This window comes from Enhygromyxa salina (assembly GCF_002994635.1).
Taxonomy (GTDB): domain Bacteria; phylum Myxococcota_A; class Polyangia; order Nannocystales; family Nannocystaceae; genus Plesiocystis; species Plesiocystis salina_B.
This window is the reverse complement of sequence record NZ_PVNL01000107.1, coordinates 42,266-64,219: the sequence shown is the minus strand read 5'-3', so window position 1 is coordinate 64,219 and position 21,954 is coordinate 42,266. Positions and strand designations below refer to the sequence as shown.

At 70.5% G+C, this 21,954-nt stretch carries 18 protein-coding genes; 5 read left to right on the top strand and 13 right to left on the bottom strand.

Annotation, left to right across the window (positions count from 1 at the left end):
- From ENSA7_RS26685 to ENSA7_RS26665, 5 genes are read right to left on the bottom strand one after another with little or no spacing between them, the layout of a single operon-like run.
- Window positions 1-1,368 (bottom strand): HAMP domain-containing sensor histidine kinase, encoded by a 1,368-nt coding sequence (locus ENSA7_RS26685; RefSeq protein ID WP_106092173.1) that lies wholly within the window; start codon window positions 1,366-1,368, stop codon window positions 1-3.
- A gap of 9 nt (window positions 1,369-1,377) precedes the next feature.
- Window positions 1,378-2,079: a response regulator transcription factor gene (locus ENSA7_RS26680; RefSeq protein ID WP_106092172.1), complete on the bottom strand. Its 702-nt coding sequence runs from the start codon at window positions 2,077-2,079 to the stop codon at window positions 1,378-1,380.
- On the bottom strand, window positions 2,079-5,252 hold the full coding sequence (locus ENSA7_RS26675) for an efflux RND transporter permease subunit (protein ID WP_244923918.1): 3,174 nt from the start codon (window positions 5,250-5,252) through the stop codon (window positions 2,079-2,081). Before ENSA7_RS26675 ends, ENSA7_RS26680 begins: the two co-directional genes overlap by 1 nt.
- Window positions 5,249-6,409, bottom strand: a complete 1,161-nt coding sequence (locus ENSA7_RS26670; protein WP_106092171.1) for an efflux RND transporter periplasmic adaptor subunit — start codon at window positions 6,407-6,409, stop codon at window positions 5,249-5,251. The genes ENSA7_RS26675 and ENSA7_RS26670 overlap by 4 nt, the downstream gene beginning before the upstream one ends.
- Window positions 6,406-7,692, bottom strand: a complete 1,287-nt coding sequence (locus ENSA7_RS26665; RefSeq protein WP_106092170.1) for a TolC family protein — start codon at window positions 7,690-7,692, stop codon at window positions 6,406-6,408. The genes ENSA7_RS26670 and ENSA7_RS26665 overlap by 4 nt, the downstream gene beginning before the upstream one ends.
- Before the next feature lie 115 nt (window positions 7,693-7,807).
- On the opposite strand from ENSA7_RS26665, the gene ENSA7_RS26655 reads away from it, so the two are divergent.
- From ENSA7_RS26655 to ENSA7_RS26645, 3 genes are all read left to right on the top strand, one after another.
- Window positions 7,808-9,361 carry a right-handed parallel beta-helix repeat-containing protein gene (locus ENSA7_RS26655; protein WP_181234142.1) on the top strand — a complete coding sequence of 518 codons (1,554 nt, stop codon included), beginning with the start codon at window positions 7,808-7,810 and terminating at the stop codon, window positions 9,359-9,361.
- 229 nt (window positions 9,362-9,590) lie between these two features.
- On the top strand, window positions 9,591-10,490 hold the full coding sequence (locus tag ENSA7_RS26650) for a hypothetical protein (protein ID WP_106092168.1): 900 nt from the start codon (window positions 9,591-9,593) through the stop codon (window positions 10,488-10,490).
- 28 nt (window positions 10,491-10,518) lie between these two features.
- Window positions 10,519-11,586, top strand: a complete 1,068-nt coding sequence (locus ENSA7_RS26645; protein WP_106092167.1) for a hypothetical protein — start codon at window positions 10,519-10,521, stop codon at window positions 11,584-11,586.
- On the opposite strand, the gene ENSA7_RS44210 is transcribed toward ENSA7_RS26645, so the two are convergent.
- Window positions 11,581-12,642 carry a hypothetical protein gene (locus tag ENSA7_RS44210; RefSeq protein ID WP_181234141.1) on the bottom strand — a complete coding sequence of 354 codons (1,062 nt, stop codon included), beginning with the start codon at window positions 12,640-12,642 and terminating at the stop codon, window positions 11,581-11,583. The two genes, ENSA7_RS26645 and ENSA7_RS44210, sit on opposite strands and share 6 nt — an antisense overlap.
- A gap of 90 nt (window positions 12,643-12,732) precedes the next feature.
- On the opposite strand from ENSA7_RS44210, the gene ENSA7_RS44205 reads away from it, so the two are divergent.
- The gene (locus ENSA7_RS44205; protein WP_181234140.1) at window positions 12,733-13,911 is read left to right on the top strand and encodes a hypothetical protein; all 1,179 of its coding nucleotides are present in this window, start codon (window positions 12,733-12,735) and stop codon (window positions 13,909-13,911) included.
- A gap of 7 nt (window positions 13,912-13,918) precedes the next feature.
- On the opposite strand, the gene ENSA7_RS26630 is transcribed toward ENSA7_RS44205, so the two are convergent.
- Together ENSA7_RS26630 and ENSA7_RS26625 are read right to left on the bottom strand one after the other, a co-directional pair.
- Window positions 13,919-14,779: an MBL fold metallo-hydrolase gene (locus tag ENSA7_RS26630; protein ID WP_181234139.1), complete on the bottom strand. Its 861-nt coding sequence runs from the start codon at window positions 14,777-14,779 to the stop codon at window positions 13,919-13,921.
- On the bottom strand, window positions 14,769-15,839 hold the full coding sequence (locus tag ENSA7_RS26625) for a fatty acid desaturase (protein WP_106092164.1): 1,071 nt from the start codon (window positions 15,837-15,839) through the stop codon (window positions 14,769-14,771). The genes ENSA7_RS26630 and ENSA7_RS26625 overlap by 11 nt, the downstream gene beginning before the upstream one ends.
- Before the next feature lie 256 nt (window positions 15,840-16,095).
- Between ENSA7_RS26625 and ENSA7_RS26620 the strand changes: the two genes are divergently transcribed.
- The gene (locus ENSA7_RS26620) at window positions 16,096-17,583 is read left to right on the top strand and encodes a M20/M25/M40 family metallo-hydrolase (protein WP_106092163.1); all 1,488 of its coding nucleotides are present in this window, start codon (window positions 16,096-16,098) and stop codon (window positions 17,581-17,583) included.
- A gap of 104 nt (window positions 17,584-17,687) precedes the next feature.
- Here ENSA7_RS26620 and ENSA7_RS26615 read toward each other — a convergent pair whose 3' ends face one another.
- From ENSA7_RS26615 to larC, 5 genes are all read right to left on the bottom strand, one after another.
- On the bottom strand, window positions 17,688-18,338 hold the full coding sequence (locus ENSA7_RS26615; RefSeq protein WP_106092162.1) for a hypothetical protein: 651 nt from the start codon (window positions 18,336-18,338) through the stop codon (window positions 17,688-17,690).
- 155 nt (window positions 18,339-18,493) lie between these two features.
- Entirely contained in the window at window positions 18,494-19,108 is a 615-nt protein-coding gene (locus ENSA7_RS26610) for a High-affinity nickel transporter (protein WP_106092161.1), read from the bottom strand.
- Window positions 19,108-19,938 carry a nickel pincer cofactor biosynthesis protein LarB gene (larB, locus tag ENSA7_RS44200; RefSeq protein ID WP_244923917.1) on the bottom strand — a complete coding sequence of 277 codons (831 nt, stop codon included), beginning with the start codon at window positions 19,936-19,938 and terminating at the stop codon, window positions 19,108-19,110. The genes ENSA7_RS26610 and larB overlap by 1 nt, the downstream gene beginning before the upstream one ends.
- Window positions 19,931-20,734: an ATP-dependent sacrificial sulfur transferase LarE gene (gene larE, locus ENSA7_RS44195; protein WP_181234138.1), complete on the bottom strand. Its 804-nt coding sequence runs from the start codon at window positions 20,732-20,734 to the stop codon at window positions 19,931-19,933. Before larE ends, larB begins: the two co-directional genes overlap by 8 nt.
- A complete protein-coding gene (larC, locus tag ENSA7_RS26600) occupies window positions 20,731-21,936 on the bottom strand; it encodes a nickel pincer cofactor biosynthesis protein LarC (protein ID WP_106092160.1) in 1,206 nt (401 codons plus the stop codon). The genes larE and larC overlap by 4 nt, the downstream gene beginning before the upstream one ends.
- Between the last annotated feature and the right edge of the window lie 18 nt (window positions 21,937-21,954).

Below are 21,954 nucleotides of genomic sequence, written 5' to 3'. Positions count from 1 at the left end.
CTATGTGTGATCGTCACGCGGCAGCGCCAGCACGAACCGAGCGCCCCCGGCCTCTCCGGCGTCCTCGACCCACGCGCGACCGTGGTGGCGGGCCGCGACGTCTCGCACGATCGCCAGCCCCAGCCCGCCTCCGGGGCCAGCCCGGCCGAGTCGGTGAAACGGCTCGAACACGGCCTCGCGCGCGTCCTCGGGGACCCCGGGGCCGGCATCGACGACGGCGAACTCCCAGCGCGGGCCCGCGCCCCGCAAGTCCACGACGATCTCCGACGCCGACGGCGAGAACTTGATCGCGTTGTGCAGCAGGTTGTCCAGGGCCTGGCGCACGGCCGAAGCCGAGAATTCCGCGGGCGCCTCGGGGGGATGCTGGACCCGCACGATGCAGCCGCGCTCCTCGGCCAGCGCCCGCGCGGCGTCGACAGCCTCGACCAGCACCGGGACCAGATCCCCGCGACTGCGCTCGACCGGGCTCGAGCGCAGCGCGGCCAGATCCAACAGGCTGCTCGACAGCTGGGTCAGCCGGGCGACCTCGACCAGGGTGTGCTCGAGGGTCTCGCGCAGGTGGGTCGCCGGCCGCTCGCGTCGCAGCGCGATCTCGATGCCCGCCCGCATGGCCGCGAGTGGCGTGCGCAGCTCGTGAGCGGCGTCGGCGATCAGTCGGTCCTGGCTCGAGCGCGCGGCCGCGAGCCGCTCGGTGGTCTCGGCGATCGCTCGGCGCAGCTCGGCGATCTCGTCGGCGCCCGGATCGGGCGGCGGCGCGGCGTCGAGGCTGCCGGCCCGCAGCCGCCGCATGTGACCCGTCAGGTTGCCGACCCGCTCGCTCAGGCGCTTGGCGTGGATCACCTGAATCGTCAGCAAGACCACGCTGACCAGCACGAACACCAGCGCCGCGATCCGCCAGTACTGGTCCATCTCGCGATCGTGGCGCTCGAGCGAGGCCGCCAGCCACAGCGCGTGCGGCTGGCCATCGGGGGCGTCGACGCGGACCCACAATTGTCGCTCGTGCCCGGCGACACCGACCACGGTCTCGAGCGTGGGGGTCGTGCTGAGCGCGGCGGGCTGGGTCCGTGGGGGGACCGGGGCGTCGGCGGGGTAGCTGGCGATCGCGGCCCCGTCAGGTCCGTACAGCGCCCCGCGCGAGGCAAACTCGCGGATCTGATTGTCGAGCGGAGACTCGCTGATGTGCAGGTGCGGCGCGGCGGCGTGGTCGAACAGGCTCAACGACTCGATCCCGGCCTGGGCGAGCAAGGCCCGATCGTGCTCGTCGAGCAGCACGCGATTGAAGACGACCCCGGAGATCACGATCGCCGCGGCCAGCAGCGCCAGCGGGACCACGGCGCCAAACAACAGCAGGCGAGATCGAAGCTGCATCGGCGTTGTCTATGTTGGGCGGTCGCCGGTCGGTTGGTCGGGCTTGGGCAGCAGGCGGAAGCCGACGCCGCGCACGGCCTTGATCTTGACCGCGTCACCGGCGACGCGGTCGAGCTTGCCGCGTAGATATCCGATGTAGACGTCGAGCACGTTGGGATCGCCGTCGAAGCTCGAGCCCCACACGGCGCTGAGCAAGTGGCGGCGGGCGAGCACCTCGCCGACGTGACTGAACAGCTCGCAGGCCAGGGCGTACTCGCGCGGGGTCAGGCCGAGCTCGCCCTCGGGTCCAACCACCACGCGCCGCCGGCCATCGACGCTGGCCGAGCCGGCGCGGAACAGCTCGAGCTGGCCGGAGCCGCGGCGGTGCAGGGCCTCGAGCCGGGCCAGCAATTCTGCGAACGCGAACGGCTTGACCAGATAGTCGTCGGCCCCGGCCTTGAGCCCGGTGACCCGCTCGCCGACGCTGCCGCGCGCGGTCAGCATCAGCACGGGCGTGCGCAGTCCGGCGTCACGCCAGCGCCGGAGCACGCTGACGCCGTCGAGATCCGGGAGCATCCAGTCGAGGATGATCGCGTCGTAGTCGATGTCCCGGGCCTGCGTGAACGCCTGCTCGCCAGCCGTGCACAGGTCGACCTGGTGGCCCTCTTCGCGCAGACCCTGGGTCAAGACCTTGGCCAGGCGATCTTCGTCTTCGACGAGCAGCAGCTGCATCAGCCTGGAGTGTCTCGCGTGTCGCGGCGCCGCGCGAGCCATGGGTAGAGCGCGGGCAGCAGCACCAGCGTCAGGAAGGTCGAGGTCGCCAGCCCGCCGACGACGACGGTGGCGAGCGGGCGCTGGACCTCGGCGCCGACGCCGGTCGCCAGCGCCATCGGCACGAACCCGAGCGCGGCGACCAGAGCGGTCATCAACACCGGTCGCATGCGCTCGCGGGCGGCCTCGCGGGCGGCCTCGCGGGGACTGTCGCCAGCGGCCTCGCGCGCGACCACGCTCGACATCAAGACCACGCCGTTGAGCACCGCGATGCCCGACAGCGCGATGAAGCCGATCGCCGCCGAGATCGAGATCGGCATGGCTCGGGCCCACAGCGCCAGCGCTCCACCCACGCCCGCGAACGGCACGTTCAGGAAGATGATCGCGGCCGGCCCCAGCCGCCGAAACACGATGATCAGCAGGGCGAACATCAGGCCGAGCACGATCGGCACGACCACCAGCAGCCGCGCCCGGGCCTGCTCGAGCTGCTCGTACTGGCCGCCCCAGACCAGGCGCATGCCCTCGGCGCGGCCCAGCTCGACGTCGATCTTGGCCTGCGCGGCCTGAACGACGTCGCCGAGCTCGGCCCCGCGCACGTTGAAGCCGACGATGATCCGCCGCTGGCCGGCCTGGCGGTTGACCAGCGCAGGGGTCTCGAGGTGGTGGATCTCGGCCACGCGCGACAGCGGCACGACCTCGCCGGATGGGGTCGCGATAGCGATGTCGCCGAGGCTGAACGCGTCGCCCTGGTGATCGAGGCGCAGCCGGATCGGCACGCGCACGGGCCCGTCCCAGGTCTCGCCAACCTCGATGCCCATGCGCAGCGCCGCGACGATGTCGAGCACCTCGGCCGGGCGCATGTCGAGCCGCGAGGTCTCGAGCAGACGTGGGCGCACCTCGATCAGCGACACGGCCGGCGGGGCCAAGATCTTGACGTCCTCGGCGCCGGGGATCGTGACCAGCAGCGACTCGACCCGCTCGGCCGTGGCCCGCAGCAGCGCCTGATCCTCGCCGTAGATGCTGAGCGCGACGTCGGTCACCGAGCCGCCGAGCAGCTCGTTGAAGCGCATCTGGATCGGCTGCGTGTAGCCTGGGTTGGCGCCTGGTGCCTCGCGGCTGATCGCGTCGTCGATCTCGGCGATCAGCTGCTCGCGGGTCAGGCCTGCGCGCCACTGCTCGCGCGGGAGCAGGTCGACGAACACGTCGGCCTGCTCGAGGCCCATGATGTCGGTCGCAACCTCGGGGCTGCCGATCCGGCTGGCCACGGCCACGACCTCGGGGATCGTGAGCGCGGCGGCCTCGAGCCGACCGGCCTCGGCGACCGCGGTCTCGAGCGAGATGTCGGGCGGTCGGGTGGTCTGGATGACCAGATCGCCCTCGTCGAGCTGCGGGATGAAGGCGGTCCCGCTGCGCATGAACGCGAGCGTGCCGGACGCGAGCAGGGCGACGCTGAGCGCCGCGATGATCACGGGCCGGGCGATCGCAGCGTCGAGCAGCGGCCGGTAGATCCGCGTCGCCAGCCGGACCAGGGCGGGATCTCGCTTGGGGAGGCTGGAAGGCCCGAGGAAGCTCGCGGCCGCTGGCGTGAAGGTCAGCGCCAGGACCAGCGAGGTCAGCAGCGCGAACACGACGGTCATCGCCATCGGTCGGAACATCGCCCCGTCGACCCCCTGCAGGGTCAGGATCGGCACGTAGACCAGCACGATGATCAGGACCGAGAGCGTCATCGGGCGGGCGATCGCCTGCATGGACGCGACCACCTGCGCGCTGCGATCGGGCCCGGTCTCGGTATCGGCCTCGCCGCTCGCGGCCGCGCGTCGCTCGTGAAACACCCGCTCGACCATGACCACCGCGCCGTCGACCAGCAGGCCAAAGTCGATCGCGCCCAGGCTCATCAGGTTGCCGGGCACGTCGAACGAGACCATGCCCACGACCGCGCCGAGCATCGACAGCGGGATCACGGCCGCGACCAGCAGCCCCGCGCGCACGCTGCCGAGCATCAAGAGCAGCACGATGACCACCAAGGCCGCGCCCTCGAGCAGGTTGAACGCCACGGTCTCGAGCGTGGCCTCGACCAGCACGCTGCGGTCGTAGACGACGTCGATCGTCACGTCCTCGGGCAGCGCGGCCTTCAGCGAGGGCATCAGCTCGTGAATGCGATCGGTCAGCTGCAGGGCGTTGGCGTCGCGCTGCATCTGGATCATCACGTAGACCGTCTCGCCGCGGCCGTTGGCGGTCGCCGCCCCGATCCGCGGTCGCGCGCCCTCGACGACCTTGGCCAGCTCCGCGACGCGCAGGGTCTGTCCGTGATCGTCGCCGGGCTCGCGCTCACCAGGCTCGAGCTCGCCGTGGCGCTGCGACTCGATCGCAACAGCGCCCAGCTCGGACGCCCGCGTCGGCCAGAACACCCCGCGCAGCAGCGCCTGACCGGGTCCGGCCGGGAGCGTCGAGCCGGCCGCGGCGCCGGTGCTGTCGCGCAGCGTGGCCGCGAGCTCGTCGAGGCTCACGCCAGCCTGGGCCAGCGCGACGGGATCGGCGATCACATCCAGGGTCCGGCGCGCGCCGCCCCAGATGTTGACCTCGACCACGCCCGGGGTCGCGCGCAGCGGGGGGGCGAGCTGCAAGACGATCAGCTCGTAGAGCTCGGTAGGCGAGCGCTCGGTCGAGTGGATCGACAGCTGCACGACCTCGCCGAGGCCGCCCGAGTGGGGCCCCAGCTCGGGCTGGGCGACGCCGATCGGCAGATCTTCGACGGCGGCGATCCGCTCGGCCACCTGCTGGCGGGCCAACCACGGGTCGACGTCGTCGGCGAACACGGCGGTGACCGACGAGATGCCATAGCGAGACAGCGAGCGCTGCTCGATCAGGCCCGGGAGCCCGCCGACCGCGACCTCGACCGGGCGGGTGACCGTGCGCTCGATCTCGCTGGGGGTCAGGCCCGGGGCGTTGGTCAGGATCACGACCTGGTTGCCGGTCACGTCCGGGAGCGCGTCGAGCTCGAGCTCGCGGGCCGCGATCAGCCCGACCACCGCGAACGCGAACACGGTCGCGAGCACGAGCGCGCGATGGCGGACCGACCAGGCCACGATCGCCGCGAGCACGCCGCGCTCGGCCTGTTGCGGATCTCCGCTCAATGCGAGTGCCCTCCGCCGAGCGACTCGGGATCCCGACCGATCATCAAGACCGTGCTCGCGTCGGCGGCGATCTCATCGTCGACCGCGAGCGCCTCGCTGTGGATCAGCGCCGAGCTGCCGACGCTGCGCAGGACCTGGACCTCGATCATCTCGGGCGGGCCGTCGCCCTGCGGACGCCGTCCGACCCACGCGCGGCCCTCGAGCAGGCGCAGGGCCGCGCGGGGGACCTCGAGCAGTGACGCGTCGCCGCTGCGGACCTGCACGCGACCGCGCACGCCGTCGGGGAGCTCGATCGCCTCCGCTGTCTCGTACCAGGCCAGGACCCGGCCAAGCCCGGGCTCGACGGCGGTCGCGACGGGCGTCGCCGCGAGCGTGACGCGGCTGCCGTCGAGGCCCTCGAACTCGAGCGTCGCGCCTGCGAACTGTGGGCTGCGCTCGGGGTGCCCGGTGCCGAACGCGACCTCGATCCGCGCGGGGCCCTGGCCCAAGATCCGCGCCAGCTTCTCGCCGGGCTCGACCACCTCGCCGGGGATCGCGTCGAGCTGCGCGACCACGCCCGCGACCGGAGCCGTGAGTACCACCGTGCCGCGCACCAGCACCTCGCCGCGCTCGCTGGCGTCGACGCCGACCGCGGCCAGCGTCGCCAGCGCGAGCCGGCGCTCGGCCGAGAGCCGTCCCAGGCCAGTGTCGACGTCGAACACCTCGGTGGCGCCGACGAGCCCGGCCGCGCGCAGCTCTTCGAGTCGCTCGCGGCGGGCCTTGTGCGAGCCGATCTGCTTGCTGGTGCCCGCCAGCACGGCCGCGGCCTCGAGCACCGCGGGGATCCGCAGCTCGACGATCGGGTCGCCGATCTCGACTCGATCGCCGGTCCGGACCGACGCGGAGACCACCGTTCCCTGCAGCGGCGCGTCGAGGTGGGCGTGGCTGTCGGGCGAGGCGACGATCCGTGCAGGGAGCTCGAGCAAGCTGGCGTCGGTGGCCTGGGCGACGCGGACCCAGGTGGTCGACTGCGCGTGCTCGGCATGCTCGGCATGCTCGGCATGCTCGGCATGCTCGGCATGCTCGTCATGCTCGTCATCCGGCTCGCCCGGTGGCGCGCAGCCTGCCAACCCGGCCCACGCGAGCAGCAGCGTCGCGGCTCGAGCCCTGCGCGTCATCGCGACCCCTCGCCGTCGCGCTGCTCGGCGACGAACGCCTCGTAGTACAGCCAGACCTCCACGCGCGCCCACACCCACTCCGCTTGGGCCTCCAAATAGTCGCGGTTGATCGCGCTGTGCTCGGCGCGGGCGCGGAGCAGCTCGGCCTGGGTGCCCTCGCCCATGGCGAGCGCCTGCTCGCGGCTGGCGACCAGCGCCGCGTGGGCGGGCAGCGAGTGTTCGCCGAGGATCTCGAGCTGGCCCTGGGTGTGGTGAAGCTCGTGCATCGCCGTGGTCAGCGTGGCCTGCAGCGCGAGCGCGGTCGCCTCGGCCTCAGCCTCGGCGCGCCGCGCTGCCGCGGTCGCCTGGCCCTGCGTTCGAGCCCCCGCGCCGACGCTGACGTTGGCCCCCAGCACGCCGAACACCACCACGTCGGACCCGGCCTCGCGCTGAACTGAGAACCCCGCGTTCAGGCTGGTCGCGCTCGCGGCCTTGGCCTCGGCGGCCCGGGCCCGCTCACTGCGAGCGAGGAGCCGCTGCTTGGCCACGGCCGGCAGCGAGTCGAGCTCGGCGAAGCGCCGCCGCAGCTCGTCCTCGCTCGGCAGCGTGATGTTCGGAAAGTCGCCGCGCGTCACCAGCGGCTTGCTCGCGTCGCTGCCGGTCTCGCGGGCCAACACCAGGCCCAGATCATGGACGGCGCCCTGTAGATCATTGACGTGGGCCTCGGCCTGCGCGTGCAGGACCCGGCTCTGGGCCACGTCCGCGCGCGTGACCACCCCGGCCTCTTGCGCGCGGATCATGGTTGCGACCAGCTCTTGCATCGACGCGAGCTCGGACTTGGCGAGCTCGAGCTCGAGCTCGACCGCGTGCAGTCGGATCCACGCGTGCGCGGCCGCGAGCTGCTGCTCGAGCGCCTGGGCCCGGGCCTCGACCTCGATGACCTCGGTCTCGCTCTTGGCCGCCGCGATCCGCTTGCGACCGTATCCATCCAGGCTCCACGCCTGGGTCGCCGTCACCTGGATCTCGAACCCGGTGACCTCGCTCGGATACACCCGCGCACCAGGCATGACCTGGACCTGTGGACCGCTCGTGACCCGAGGGATCGACTGATCGAGCTCACGCTTTCGCTGCGCCGACTCCTCGAGCCCACGCACCCACGCGGTGCTGGCCGTCGCGCCCAGGCTCTCGTCGAAGGTCAACGCAGGCCCCGTGAGCTCGACGACGCCGTGGTGGTGCTCGTCGGCCGTGGGCGCCGGGGCGGGTGGGGTGAGGAGCAAGGCAAGCACCAGCGTCGAGGCGTGCACCGCCGTCTCATGGCACAGGCGGGCAGCGCATGTCTGAGAGCAGGCTGAGAGGATCCTCAGAAATCACCGCGCGCTGGGCGACGCTCACTCGCGCGCAGATATGGGACGCTCTGGCATGCTTCACCACGCTCGAACCTTGCTGATCGTGTCGACCGCGCTGACCTTCGGCTGCGGCGACAGCGGGGCCACGGAGGTCGGGGGCGGGGACGCCAGCGAGACCAACCCGGGCGACGGTGACGGAGATCCGGGCGACGGAGATCCAGGCGATGGCGACGGGGACCCGGGCGATGGCGATGGCGACGGGGACCCGGGCGATGGCGATGGAGATCCGGGAGACGGCGACGGAGACGGAGACGGAGACGGAGACGGAGACGGGGATCCAGGCTGCGGCGCGCCCACGACCTTCGAGGACGGCAAGCGACCCAGCGTGCAGATCCACGTGGCGACCAACGGTGCCAACGCCCAAGCCTGTGGCGCCGCCGACATGCCCTGCGCGACGATCGAGTTCGCGGCGGGGCTCGCGAGCCCGGGGGCGGCTGTCGTCGTTCACGCGGGCACCTACCCGGGTGGCGGCTACATGGCCAACCTCGCGGGCACGGAGGCTGCGCCGATCTGGATCGGCGGCGCCGAGGGTGAAGCCCGCCCGGTGATCGACGGCGGCGGTCAAGCCTTTCAGCTCAGCTCAGCCCGCTACGTGGTCATTCACGATCTCGAGGTGACCAACGCCACCCAAAACGGCATCAACGCCGACGACGGGGGGAACCTCGATGATCCCGACGCCGCGCGCTTCATCGTGTTTCGAGATCTATGGATTCACGACATCGGCGCGGGCGGCAATCAAGACTGCTTGAAGCTGTCCGGGCTCGACGACTACTGGGTGCTCAACAGTGAATTCTCCCGCTGCGGCGGCGGTGGCTCGGGCAGCGCGATCGATCATGTTGGCTGTCACCGCGGGTTGATCTACGCCAACAACTTCTCGGATCTCAGCGCGGGGGGCGGCGCCGTGCAGAGCAAGGGTGGCGCCGCGGACATCGAGATCCGCGCGAACCTGTTCGACGATGCCGGCCAGCGGGCGATCAACATGGGCGGCTCGACCGGCTTCGAGTTCTTCCGCCCGCCGCTGTCGATGGATCAGCCCAACGTCGAAGCCCGTGATATTCGCGTGATCGCCAATGTGTTCCGCGGCGGCATCGCGCCAGTTGCGTTTGTTGGCTGTGTTGATTGTTTGGTGGCCAACAACGTGATTCATAGTCCGACGAATTGGGTGTTTCGGATCCTGCAAGAGACGACGTCGACCCAAGAGTATGAGTTCTTGCCGGCCAGCAATGGGCGGTTCATCAACAACATCGTGTACTTTGACGGGCAGGTCGGCGTGGCGGTCAACGTCGGCGGCAACACGGATCCGGGCTCATTCTCGATCGCGACCAACCTGTGGTACCGCTACGATGATCCGGCCCAGTCCAACCCGCCGGGCGGCCTGCCGGTCGCGGAGCAGGGCGGGATCATCGGCCAAGATCCGCTGTTCGTCGATCCCAGCGCGAATCTTCACCTCGAGCCAGGCAGCCCAGCGATCGCCGCCGGGAGCTCGCTCGCCGAGCTCGGCGGTGACCTCGAGAACCGCTGCTTCGCGGATCCGCCCAGCCTCGGCGCGCTCGAAGTCGAGCCATAGCGACCACCGCACGCACCCGGCGCAGGGGGTTGAGCGAATCCGACCGCGACGCACCGCGTGGCAACCAGTGCTCACCATCACCAGCGCAAACCAGGTTCGGGTCTGCCCGTCGGTGGCTCAGCGCCCCCAGAGCCACTGCGAGCAGCGAAGCCACGGTCCGCGAGGAGCGGTGCTCGGCCATCCAGCTTGCGCCCTGGCACAGGGTCGGTAGCTTATCGAGATGCCTCGCATGTCTTCGCTGGCCTTGGTCTCGCTCAGCTTGTTCGCCTGTGCCGATGACGGGGTCGGGCTCGAGGCCACGGGCGGCGCCGATGCCTCGGGTGCCGAGATGGACACGGGCGGCACCACGAGCGGAGGCGAGACCGGGGACGATGGGTCCGAGGGCGAGTCCGCGGACGCAGACACCGGTGACGGCGACACGGGCGACACGGCCGAGCCGCTCCCGCAGTGGGCCCAGCTGATTCGCAGCGACCCGTACCCGCGGCTGGTGATCGAGCTCGACTCGACCCCGGGCTTCGAACCCCGGCCCGAGGTCGCCGACGACATCGTGACGCTGTTCTCGGGGATCCTCGACAAGCCCGCGGGGATCGAGGTCGTCTGGGACGAGGAGATCACGCCGCCCAAGGGCGATGGCGCGTGGACGCCCAGCGCTCGCGCCCAGGCTGCGGCCGAGTATCGCAACCTCGAGATCTCCGATGACGCCGTCAAGATCCACGTGATGTTCGTCGACGGCCACGCGTCGGAGGACGATGAGATGTCCGGCGCGATCCTGGGCTACGCGTGGGGCTCGACGATCATGATGTTCAAGGACACGATCCAGACCAACTGCATGAGCGCGATCTTGGGGCCGCTGCAAGACCAGCTGTGTCGGGAGGCCGAGTATTTGATCTGGGTTCACGAGCTCGGCCACGTGATCGGGCTGGTCGACAATGGCCTGCCCATGGTCGAGGATCACCGCGACCCCGACCCAGATCACGGCGATCACGACGCGAGCTCCGACTGCGTCATGTACTGGGCGTACGCGAGCACCGACGCGCTCGACTCGATCCTCGATCGACTGGTGAGTGGCATGCCTCCGGTCAAGTTCGACGCCGCGTGTCTGGCCGACATCGACGCGGCCAAGCAGTAGGGGTTGGCGGCCAACCTGGGAGGCCAAGATGATCGACGCGCGCTGGGAATTTGGGTCTGAGTTTCACTGGCAGCCTGGCGCCGTGGTTGCCGACGACCCCGAGCGAGCGTGGCTGCTCGACCGGGCCGGCTGCGCGTACGCGAGCGGTCGCGGGGCCCTCGCGGCGCTGGTCGAGCAGCGCGGGTTTGCCCGGGTGTGGCTGCCCAGCTACGTGTGTGAGGAGCTGACTGCGGCCGCGGGCGCGTCGCTGCGCAGCTATCCGGATCATCCGGATCACCCGGGTCAGCCGTTCGATCCTGCGAAGCTGCTCGAGCTGGCGAAGCCGGGCGACGCGGTCGTGCGGATCAACTACTTCGGCCTGCGTGGGCCAAGCCCGGCGGTGGACCTGCGCGCGGCGGGGCTGGTCGTCATCGATGATCACACCCATGATCCCTGCGGGCCGTGGGCCGTGGCGTGCGACGCCGACTATGCGTTCGCGTCGCTGCGCAAGAGCCTGCCGCTGCCTGACGGGGCGCTGCTGTGGTCACCGGTGGGCGCGCCGCTGCCCGCCGCCCCTGCGCCGTGTGAGCCGGCCGCCGCCAAGCTGTCGGCGATGCTGCTCAAGCGGCTCTATCTCGACGGGCATGCCGTCGACAAGGCGACGTTTCGCGAGCTCGCGCTCGCCGGAGAGCGGACCCTCGGGGCGCTGGGCGGCGTCGGGATCAGCCCGACGAGTCGGGCGCTGCTCGGCGCCCTGGAGGTGAAGCGGCTGCGGGAGGATCGGCGGAATAATTTTGTCCACTTCATTCGCACGCTCGACGGCGCGGTCGAGGTGCTCGAGCCAGACCCACGAAGTCGGGGAGGCCTCGCGCCGTTCGCCTGCGTCCTGCGCCTCGACACCCGGGCCCGGCGCGACGCGCTGCGGGCGGGGCTGATCGCCCGCAACATCTATCCGGCCCTGCTGTGGGATCTCGATCCCTTCGTCGGTCATCGCGCTCGGTTTGCAGCCAGCTGCGCCCTCGCGGATCGGCTGCTGGCCCTCCACTGCGACGCCCGCTACGGCCGCGCAGACCTCGAGCGGGTCGCGCGAGCGGTCCGCGAGCTCGTCTCGTCATGACCCCTGTGGGTGGCCCCGTCGCCACAGGTTGTTCGGCCAGCGAAACTCGACGCCCGCTCGCACGCGCAGCCCCGCAGACCCTGGCTGATGCAGCACGCTCGCGTCCTCGATCCGGGTCACGGGTCGCGTCGCTCCGACCCAGCCCTCGACCGCGGCGAACACTCCGAACACGCGGGTGGGCGCCCAGCTCACGCCTGCGCTGCCCGCTGCCGCGACCCAGGCCGCGCGGACTCGGCTGTTGTCGTCCAGGCCAAATCCGCGGGCAGCGAGCGGGCCCGCCTCGACGCCGATGCAGATCGGGAACGCGACGGACGCGTGGCGCAGCGAGGGCTCGCCGCAGCCGCGCAAGCCCAGCGTCCACACGTGCATGCGCGCGCCCGCGTCGGGGCGCTGGGGCAGGGTGACCACGCGGGGAAAGCCGACGTTGCTCACCAGCTCGACCCGCGTCGCCCCGATGCGCAGGCCGAGCGTCCCGAACATGCCGGGTCCGAAGCCCGGGAGCGGGCCCAGGGCGGCCTGACCGGCGAGCTGGGTGATCAGGCCGAGGTCGCGGCGAGGGGGCTGTGGGGCGGGCTTTGGCTTGGGCTTTGGCTTGGGCTTGGACCCGGTTTCGGGCTGCGGCTCGGGCTCGGTTTCAGGCTCAGGCTCAGGCTCGGATTCGGTCTCGGTCTCGGGCTGTGGCTCGGTTTCGAGCTTTGGCTCGGGTACGGGCGAGGTACGGGCGAGGGCACCAACGGGATCGATCGCCGTCGCGATCGCGAGCGCCGTCGCAGCGATCGCCCGCTCGCAAGACGGCGCCGCGAAGGTCTGCTCGACCACCCGATCCGCCAAGCCAAGCCGCAGCGCGACCGACCACTCGTCGTCGTCGAGCTGCCGCAGCTCCACGCTGACCCGGACACCCTCGCCAGTGTCGAGTGGATAGCGGCCGAGCTCGCGTCGCAGCGCGGCCGAGTCGTCGCAAGCGGCCGCAGCCTTCCACTCGATCTCGAGCTCACCAGCGTCAGTGGCCGGGCTCCAGCTCAGCAGCGAGATCGCGAGGGCCGCTGTCGCCAGCACGCCGCACCATACTCCGGGCCGGGCGCTCGTGCAGCGGCGGGCACAGATTCGGCAGACATCGGCGCCCCAAGTCGATACAGTGCAGCTGCGATGCGCTGTTTGAATCGCCAGCCCAAATCGCAGCTGTGGGGCCCCGCCGTCGTGCTGGTGTGCTTCGGCGCGCTCGCGTGCGGCCGCACCGACGCGCAGTGGTGGGCTGATCTCTACGCGAGCGACACGGGGACCGACGAGGCGATCGGGGACGGCGACGGGGACGGGGACGGGGACGACGACGCCGAGTCCGACACGTCCACCGACACCGCGTGGGACACCAGCGACACGGACCCGAGCGACACCGACCCGGACACCGGTCCCACGACGACCACGGACACGGGCGAGACCGACACCACCGAGACCGAGACCGACACCACCACCGGCTGCGAGGACGTCCCGGTCGCGCTCAGCCCCAGCCCCGCGACCGTCGTGTTCCTGCTCGATCAAGGCGCGCACATGAGCCTCGACTACGCTGGCATGACCCGCTGGGAGGCGATCGGCGAGGCGCTGTTCAGCATTCAGCAAGGGGTGGTGTGGTCCTGGGAAGATCAGCGCGAGCTCGGCCTGGTCAGCTTCACCAGCTTCAACGGCAACCAGGGCGGGATGTGCCCGATCCTCGCAACTGTCGCGCCACTGCTCGGCAATGGCGCTGCGATGGACCTCGCGTTCGCCGGGCAAAACCCCGCCGACGACAACCCCGTGGCCGACGCGATCACGGCCAGCGTGCCGCTGTTCGCTGGCGAGCCCGGCCACCTATTGTTGCTCACCGGCCGCAACCCCGACACCTGCACCACTCAAAACCCGCAGCAGAGCGCGGCGGCGGCGGTGCTCGCCGCCCAAGATGCGTTCGCGGCTGGGGTCTGGACCCACGTGGTCGAGGTCGGACAGATCAACGCCAGCTACGCGCAGTCGCTCGCCAACGCGGGCGTCGGGCTGGATCCGCAGGGCCAGGTCGACGCGCCGTACTCGGAGCCCGGCAACGCCGACGCGCTCACGCAGGCGCTCGACGCCTTGCTCGCTGGGATCGTCGACTGCGAGCTGACCCTCGATCAGGCCCTGGCGCCCGGCGGGGAGCTCGAGTGCACGCTCGAGCTCGACGGGATGCCGCTTGGCTTGAACGACCCCGACGGCTGGAGCGTCGCCGCGCCCGATCGCGTGGTGCTGGGCGGGAGCGCGTGCACCAGCTTGTCGCAAGCTGCGACCCCAACCATGCTCTGCACCTGCGACGCGTTCTGAGCGTGCTCTACCCACGCGCCGGACGGGCGCCCTTGCCCGCGCGCACGAGCTCACCATCCGCGACCAGCTTGCGCAGGTGCGCCTCGACGGACATCGCGGCGATCGGCCACAGGTGCTTGGGCACGTCGTCGTACGCGGCCGCCAGGATCCCGAGGAACGCCCGGCTCTTGCCCTCGATCACCGCGCGCCGGATCTTGTCCTCGCGCGCGAGTCGATGGCTGACGTAGTGGTCGAGCACGGCGACGGGGTCGGGCAGCACCGGTCCATGCGCGGGCACGAACGCGGGCGAGCGACCCTCGGCCTGGAGCCGCCGCACGTGCCCGGCCATGCGCCGCAGCGAGTCCAGGTAGACGCCCATGTCGCCGCCGTCGCTGACGTCGACCAGGATCGTGCCTTCGCCCGCGACCAGGTCGCCCGCGTGGGCGACGTCGGTCTTGCGATCCCAGATCACCAGGTGACCGGGGGCGTGGCCCGGGGTGAACAGCGCCTCGACGACGTGCCCGCCGCCAAGATCGATCGTCCAGCCCTCGTCGATGTGGGTGTCGACCGCGAACTCGAGCCGGCTCGCCGTCTGCGGGTGGGCGAAGATCGGGATCTCGTGCGCGTCCCGAAGCCCGGGCGCGTAGCCGATGTGATCCACGTGGTGGTGGGTGACGACGATCCCCGCGAGCGCGCGGCCCTCGGCCAGCAGCGAGGCGATCAGCGCGTCGAGCCGGGCCCGCTCGCGCGGGTGCGGGGTGGCTGGCTCGACGATCAGCAGGCGATCGCCGCCGACGACCAGGGTGTTGGTCGCCGTCGCGGGCGGCAGCGTCGGTGTCTCGAGCGCGAGGACCCAGGCGCCCTCGGCGATGCCGTGCTCAGCCGCCACGCGCAGACACGGCCTTGTCCTTGCCCGCGGCCTCGGCCTTGGCGCGCAGGTAGGGCTCGTAGGTCTCGGCCAAGAACCGGGCCTTGTAGTCCCGATACGAGGCAATCCCGCCCAGCAGCTTGGTCAGACGAATCAACCACCACGCCGTGTCGAGCTGCCACCACAAGAAGCCCGAGCGGGCCCCGTTGGGAAACATGTGATGGTTGTTGTGCCACTCGCCCGAGACGGTGCCCGCGAACAATTGATTGATCGACAGATCCTCACGGTTGAAGTCGGCCCAATCGCGCTTGTCCTTGCCGCAGCCGTGTGCGTCATAGTTGAAGTCGCGGATCCCGATCGCCCACAGCGCCGACATGCCAAAGATCGCGCAGGCCAGCGCGTGGCCGCCGATCAGGTAGAACGCGCCGTACCAAAACAGCCAATTGAGCGAGAAGTGCAGGTACAGGTAAGCGGGGTGGCAGATCGAGCCCCACTTTTGATATTGCGCGTAGGTGTTGGCGTTGACGCCCGTGTGGTTGAGCATCGCCACCGCCCGCTTGTAGTCCTTGCGCGAGAGGTCCCGCGCGATCGGCTGGTGCAACTCTCCGGCCAAGAAGCAGTAGAGCCGGCCGCCGTGGGCATTGTAGGGATCGCCGGCCTGCTCGGTGTAGGCGTGGTGCACGTGGTGCGAGAGCACGTAGGTCTCTTCGGGCACCAGCCGCAGCGGGAGATTGCGGATCACGAACCGATAGATCGGGTGAGTGAACGTGAACGCGCGGTGCGTGCAATAGCGGTGCAGCCACACGATGTTCGTGGTGCCCAGGAACAGCATCGCGTACAAGAACCCGACCAGCAGCAGCGGCCAGCTGAAGTACTTGGTGAAGAACAACACCGTGAACGGCACGAGCGCGAGCGTCCACACCCAGTCGGTGAATGGCAGCCAGTTCTTGCGCGACGCGAAGATGTTCATGCGCGAGAACCAGTGCGACATGATCTCCCGGTGGGTGGGCCGGTAAAATTTGCCATCTCGAGACCAGCCGTAGGCCGGCGGCTCGAGTACCCGCTTGAGAAAGACGCTCATGAATTGCGGAGACTACCCTGTGATCGGGCGCACTGACTATCGTGAGGAACGCGCGGTTCGCTCCGGTCGGTGATCGAACCGCCGCAGAGTCGAATGCGTGGGAGCTCAGGCTTCGGTTCGCGTCATTCACGCGACAGGGTGGTCAGCGCGTGAGCTAAGCGAGAGGCCAAGACACACGCCAAGAACAATCGAGTTTGCCGGGGATCGCGCGATCCGGGCGTTCAGACCATCGCGCGCTGGTACGCTGCGGCTCCGAATGTCGAGCGCCACAACTCCCCGTCCGTGGCGACGTCGCCTGCTGCGTGGCTCGCTCGGCGTGCTCGCCCTGTTGGGGGTGCTGATCGGGATCGCCGTGGTCAACACCCTGACCACCCGCTCGCAGCAGATCGAGGTCGAAGCGTTCGAGCCCCTCCCGGTCGACGACGCGGAGGCGATCGGGCGGCTCAGCGAGGCGATCCGGATCCCGACGATCTCGCCCGAAGACCCGGCCGACTTCGACCCGGCGCCGTTCATCAGCTTTCACGCCCTGCTCGAGCGCTCGTTCCCGCTGGTCCACGCGCAGCTCGAGCGCGAGGTCGTGAGCGACTACAGCCTGATGTACCGGTGGCAGGGCGCCGACCCCAACGCCGCGCCGATCATCTTGACCGCCCACATGGACGTGGTCCCGGTCAGCGATCCCGCCGTGTGGTCGCACCCGCCGTTCGCGGCCGAGCAGGCCGAGGGCTTCTTGTGGGGTCGCGGCACGATGGACGACAAGGGCGCGTTGATGGCGATCCTCGAGGCCGCCGAGGCGATGCTCGCCGCCGGGATCACGCCGCCGCGGACCGTGTACCTGTGCTTTGGCCACGACGAAGAGCTGCAGGGCACGGGGACCGGCGCGGTCGAGATGGCCAAGCTGCTGCACGCGCGCGGGGTCGAGGCCGAGTTTGTGCTCGACGAGGGCACGGGCATCACGGTCGGCCTGTTTCCGGCGGTCGATCAGCCGGTCGCGGTGATCGGCCTGAGTGAGAAGGGCTCGGCGACGATCGAGCTGGTCGTCGAGCTCGAGGGCGGCCACTCGTCCGCGCCGCCGGACCAGACGGCGGTCGGGATCCTCGCGGCTGCGGTCGCGCGGGTCGAGGCCGAGCAGCTGCCGGGCTCGCTCGACGGTCCGTTTCGCCAGACCCTGGCCACGATCGGGCCCGAGATGCACGGGCCGCTGAAGCTCGTTGCGACCAACCTGTGGCTGTTCGCGCCGATCATGACGCGGGCGCTGCTGGCCGCGCCAACCACCGCGTCTTCCGTGCGCACGACCACCGCGGTCACGGTCATCGAGGGCGGCGTCAAGGCCAACGTGCTGCCGACCCGGGCCCGCGCGCTGGTCAACCACCGGATCAACGCGGGCGACACGGTCGAGGGCGTGGTGGCCCACGTGCGCGACGCCGTCGACGATCCGCGGGTTCAGGTCACGCTGGTGGTCGGCAATGACGTCCCGCGGATCTCCGACGCCGAGGCGCCCGCGTTCACGACGATCGCCCGGGCGCTGCGGGAGGTGAACCCCGAGGTGCTCGTCGCGCCTGGCCTGTTCGTGGCCGCGGCCGATGCTCGGCACTATGTGGGGGTCGCCGAGCAGGTCTATCGGCTGTCGGCGTTCTTCATCACCAAGCAGGATGTGCCCCGCTACCACGGGATCGACGAGCGCCTGGCGCTCGACCAGTACGCGGGGATGATCCAGTTCTACGGCAGGATCATGCAGGCGCCCTGACTACCCGCCGCCCAGCGCGAACTAGACGGTGTCTCGGTGGCTGCTAGCGTGAGGAGGACTGGGCGACGAAGCAGCGCAGTCGTCGTGAGCACGGATCGCGTCTTTCAAGGGCAGGTCGGCTCGCCGAGTTGGCACTCTTGCTCGAGGATCCCGCTCAAGCAGTCGAGCAGCTGCTCGATCGTGTCAGCCGAACAAGCGTCGAGATACGCCGCGTCCGGCAGCATCCTCCAGGTCGCCCGCTCGTCGCTGGCTAGATCCGCGAACGTCGCCTCGTGCCACAGCACCGTGCCGTCGCCGAACAGTTGCAATTTTAACGTCCACGAAAATTGCCCGCCGGGACAATCGCGGATGCCCAGCGAAGCCGCCGTATCCTGGCCATTCGCGAGCGCCTGCAGCAGGCAGTTGCCGACCTCGGGATCGTAATCTGCCTGAACCTCGCACTCGTCGGGGTTGCCGACGTACACGACGTCACTGGCGCACGAGGGGAAGCCGCAGTTGGGCGCGTTGATCAAACCCTCGGGCGGAGAGCTGTGGTCGTAGCAGACGTCATCGTCGGTGTCTGTGCCGGTGTCGGTGTCGGTGTCGGTCTCGCTGTCCGAGCCGCTCGCTTCCGCGGTCTCAGTGCCGTCGGTGGTGGCAGTGGAGGTGGCGGAGGTGGTGGTCGTGGTGGAGGTGTCGGACGTGGCGTCGTCGGTGCACCCGAGCGGGGCGAGGGTGACGAGAGCGAAGATCGAGAGCCGAAATTTAACAGTCATGGGGCCCAGGCTAGCACTTGATGACAGCCAAGCAGTCTGCACTTCACTGTGCGCGTGGATGAGTGACGCACCCCCGCAGGTAGGCCTTGGCGACATCCTCGTTGCGTTGCCCCTTGGGGTACGTGAAGAGGTTGAATCGCGACGACGCGCCCTGACTACCCGCCGCCCAGCGCGATCCAGGCCCCGCCAACCGCGATCGCCACGATCGAGGCGCCGAGCAGCGCCCAGCGTCGGACCACCTCGCGGGACCCCGGGAGCCGCCCGACGATCAGCGCGAGCAGCCCCGCGAACGCTCCCATCGCCACGATCGATCCCAGGCCAAAGCCGGCGAGGTAGCTGACCCTCGCGCTCGAGGTCAGCGCCAACGCTGGCAGCACCCCGTACAGGTGCGAGCTGCCGGCGATGCCGTGAACCAGGCCAATTCCAAGCGCCGAGCGGCCGTGCACGCTGTGGGCGACATGGTCATGGCCGTGATCCGGCCGATGGACCTGCCACAGACCCCACACGCCCACGCCCACGATCGCAACGCCGACGATCCGCTCGGTCCACACGCCGACCAGCTCCAGCGGGATCAGGCTCCCGAACGCCAGCAGCACCAGGCCGACCAGCCAGACCCCGCCCGCGTGGCCCAGGCCCCACGCCAGACCCACGCGCGCGCCGGTCCGCTCGCTGTCCGAGGCGGTCGCCAGCGGGGTGATCGCGGCCAGATGATCCGGCCCGCTGACGACGTGCCAACAGCCGAGCAACAGCCCCGTCAACGCGGCCAGCATCAGACCTTCGCCTCCGGGTCAGCTGGATCCGCGGGGCCGGACAGTCGGTTGACCAAGGTTGCCGCGTACGCAGCTCCAAATCCGTTGTCGATGTTCACCGTCAACACTCCCGCGGCGCAGCTGGTCAAGCACGACAGCAGCGCGGTCACACCCTGAAAGCTCGCGCCGTAGCCGGTGCTGGTTGGCACCGCGATCACCGGACAGTGGACCAGCCCCGCCACGACCGAGGGCAGCGCGGCCTCGAACCCGGCGACACAGATGATCACGCTGGCCCGCTCGAGCGTGGGCAGCTCGGCGAGCAGTCGATGCAGGCCCGCGACGCCGACGTCGGCGAGCCGCTCGACCCGGTTACCCAGGACTTCGGCGCAGCGCAGCGCCTCGTTGGCGACCTTTTGATCCGCGGTCCCGGCCGACAGCACGACCAGAGTCCCGCGCTGGCGCACCCGCTGGTCCCCGTGCAGCGAGAGCAGGCCGGCCTGCGCGTCGAACCGGAGCGCAGCGCGGGCCTCGGGCTCCAGCGCCTCGCGGACCGCCTCGTGAGCGGCCGCGGTGGTGCGGGTGCACAGCACGTTGGGGTTGCGCCTGGCCAGGCGCACGAAGATCTCGCGGACTTGATCCGTGGTCTTGCCGGGGCCGTAGATGACCTCGGGGAACCCGCGCCGCGCTGCCCGATCGTGGTCAATCCGAGCCCAGTCCAGGTTCTCGACCCGCGGCTCGACCCCGCGCGCCTCGAGGTCGGCGAGCGCCTGCTCGCGATCGATGCGCCCGTCGAGCAGCGCGTCGATGATCGCGCGGGCCGATGCGGTCGAGGGAGGCGTCACGTCATTCACTGGCAGACCTCAGCACGTTGAGCGAGCCCGAGCGAAACCCCGCGAGGTCGATCGTCACGATCGAGTAGCCCGCGCGCTTGACCGCGGCGATCAGCTCGACCCGCAGCGACAGGGCCCGCTCGAGATCGATGATCGGCAGCTCGATCCGCGCGAGCTCACCGTGGTGGCGCACGCGAAATCCTTCGAACCCGAGCGCGCGCACCCCAGCCTCGGCCTGCTCGACCCGGCCCAGCACCGCAGGATCGACCCGAGTCCCGGCCGGCACGCGGCTGGCCAGGCACGGCGACGCAGGCTTTTGATGATTGGGCAGCCCCAGCAGTCGCGCGAGCTCGCGGATGCCCGACTTGCCGAGCTCGGCCTCGACCAGAGGCTTGCGGACCGCGAGCTGCTTGGCGGCCAGCAAGCCCGGTCGGTGTCCGCCCAGATCGTCGAGGTTGTCGCCCGAGGCGACGCTCGCAAACCCCTCGCTGCGCGCGAGCGCGGTCAGGCGCTCGAACAGCTCGGTCTTGCAGTGGTAGCAGCGATCCCCCGCGTTTTGGCGGTAGCCCGGGCGATCCAATTCGTGGGTGTCGATCAGGCGATGGCGCAGCCCCAGCTCAGCCGCGAGCGCGACGGCGTGCTCGCGCTCGCTGCCGGCCAGCGACGACGACACCCCCGTGACCGCCAGCGCCCGCTCACCGTGGACCCGCGCCGCGACGACCGCGACCAGGGTCGAGTCGACGCCGCCCGAGAACGCCGTGATCGTGGGTCCGTAGCCGCGGATCACCTGCTCGAGTCGGGTCAGCGCGGCGGTCATTGGCGCGCCCGTCCGATCAGCAGGGCCGCGACAGCGTCGGCGACCTCGCGCAGCGGCAGCGCGCGGGCGCGGGCGATCCGGGCCAGATCCTCGTACTCCGGCCGGTCGCGGCCGCCCGCGTGCTTGATCCGGACTGGCCCCCACGGCGTGTCGAGGGTGGTGATCTCTCGCGCCAAGGTGGTTCGCGCGAGCAGCTGCTCGCGGACGCCGAGCGCCGTGGTCTCGCGCAGGATCGTCGCGACCGCCTGCTCGCGCAGCGGCGGCGAGACCAGCACCGTCATCGCGACCCCGGGCCGACCCTTCTTCATGGTCACGGGCCCATACGCGACGTCGAGCGCACCGAGCTCGAACAGTCGCTCCGACACCCACCCGAGCAGCTCGGGCGACTCGTCGTCGAGGTGGGTCTCGAGCGCGTAGACCCAATCGGACTGATAGACAGACTGATCGTGGGCGTTCGCCTCGGCAGCGGGCTCGACCACCGTCAGCCGCAACACGCTGCTGGCCCGGGTGCCCGCGCCGTAGCCGACGGCGTGCGTGCGGTAGCCAAGCGTGCCGGCCTCGAGCGGTCGGCCCCAGGCCCGCAGCAGCGCGGCGCCAGTCGGGGTGACCATCTCGCCCTCGCCGACGCCCGCGAGCACCACGAAGTCCTCGAGCAAGTGCACGACCGCTGGCGCCGGACAGGGCATGTCACCGTGTGCACACGCGATCGTCCCCGAGCCACCGGGCAGCGGACCGCAAAGCAGCTCGCTGATCCCCAGGCGATCCAGCCCAAAGCTGACCGCGCAGATGTCCAGGATCGCGTCCGCGGCCCCGACCTCGTGAAAGTGCACGCGGTCGATCGAGATCCGGTGGACCTTGGCCTCGGCCTCGGCCAGCAGCACGAACGCCGCGTCGGCTCGCTGCTTGGCCCGGGCCGGCAGCGACGACGCGTCGATCCGCTCGCGGATCTCCGGGAGGTGGCGATGATCGGCCTCGTCGGGGACCGTGAAGCTCGCCTTCACGCAGCCAAGCTGGCGCCGCATCGCAGCCGCGGTGTCGAGCCGCCAGCCGGGCAGACCCAGCGAGCTCAGCGGCTCACGCAGGGCCGCCTCGAGCTCGGGATCGAGATCGACCAACGCCCCGACCAGCATGTCACCGGCGAGGCCACCAAACGGGTCCAGCAGCGCGCTGCGCAACACGCTCGTTGAGTTGGGCTCGGACAAAGCTCGGCGGATCTACAC

What these genes read in the sequence shown, in the direction of transcription:
- ENSA7_RS26625 (WP_106092164.1), bottom strand. Translation starts at nt 15,839, where the DNA reads ATGAGCGTCTTTCTCAAGCGGGTACTCGAGCCGCCGGCCTACGGCTGG.
- ENSA7_RS26645 (WP_106092167.1), top strand. Translation starts at nt 10,519, where the DNA reads ATGATCGACGCGCGCTGGGAATTTGGGTCTGAGTTTCACTGGCAGCCT.
- ENSA7_RS26685 (WP_106092173.1), bottom strand. Translation starts at nt 1,368, where the DNA reads ATGCAGCTTCGATCTCGCCTGCTGTTGTTTGGCGCCGTGGTCCCGCTG.
- ENSA7_RS44205 (WP_181234140.1), top strand. Translation starts at nt 12,733, where the DNA reads ATGCGCTGTTTGAATCGCCAGCCCAAATCGCAGCTGTGGGGCCCCGCC.
- ENSA7_RS26680 (WP_106092172.1), bottom strand. Translation starts at nt 2,079, where the DNA reads ATGCAGCTGCTGCTCGTCGAAGACGAAGATCGCCTGGCCAAGGTCTTG.
- ENSA7_RS26655 (WP_181234142.1), top strand. Translation starts at nt 7,808, where the DNA reads ATGCTTCACCACGCTCGAACCTTGCTGATCGTGTCGACCGCGCTGACC.
- ENSA7_RS26650 (WP_106092168.1), top strand. Translation starts at nt 9,591, where the DNA reads ATGTCTTCGCTGGCCTTGGTCTCGCTCAGCTTGTTCGCCTGTGCCGAT.
- ENSA7_RS26620 (WP_106092163.1), top strand. Translation starts at nt 16,096, where the DNA reads ATGTCGAGCGCCACAACTCCCCGTCCGTGGCGACGTCGCCTGCTGCGT.
- larE (WP_181234138.1), bottom strand. Translation starts at nt 20,734, where the DNA reads ATGACCGCCGCGCTGACCCGACTCGAGCAGGTGATCCGCGGCTACGGA.
- ENSA7_RS26610 (WP_106092161.1), bottom strand. Translation starts at nt 19,108, where the DNA reads ATGCTGGCCGCGTTGACGGGGCTGTTGCTCGGCTGTTGGCACGTCGTC.
- ENSA7_RS26615 (WP_106092162.1), bottom strand. Translation starts at nt 18,338, where the DNA reads ATGACTGTTAAATTTCGGCTCTCGATCTTCGCTCTCGTCACCCTCGCC.
- ENSA7_RS26670 (WP_106092171.1), bottom strand. Translation starts at nt 6,409, where the DNA reads ATGACGCGCAGGGCTCGAGCCGCGACGCTGCTGCTCGCGTGGGCCGGG.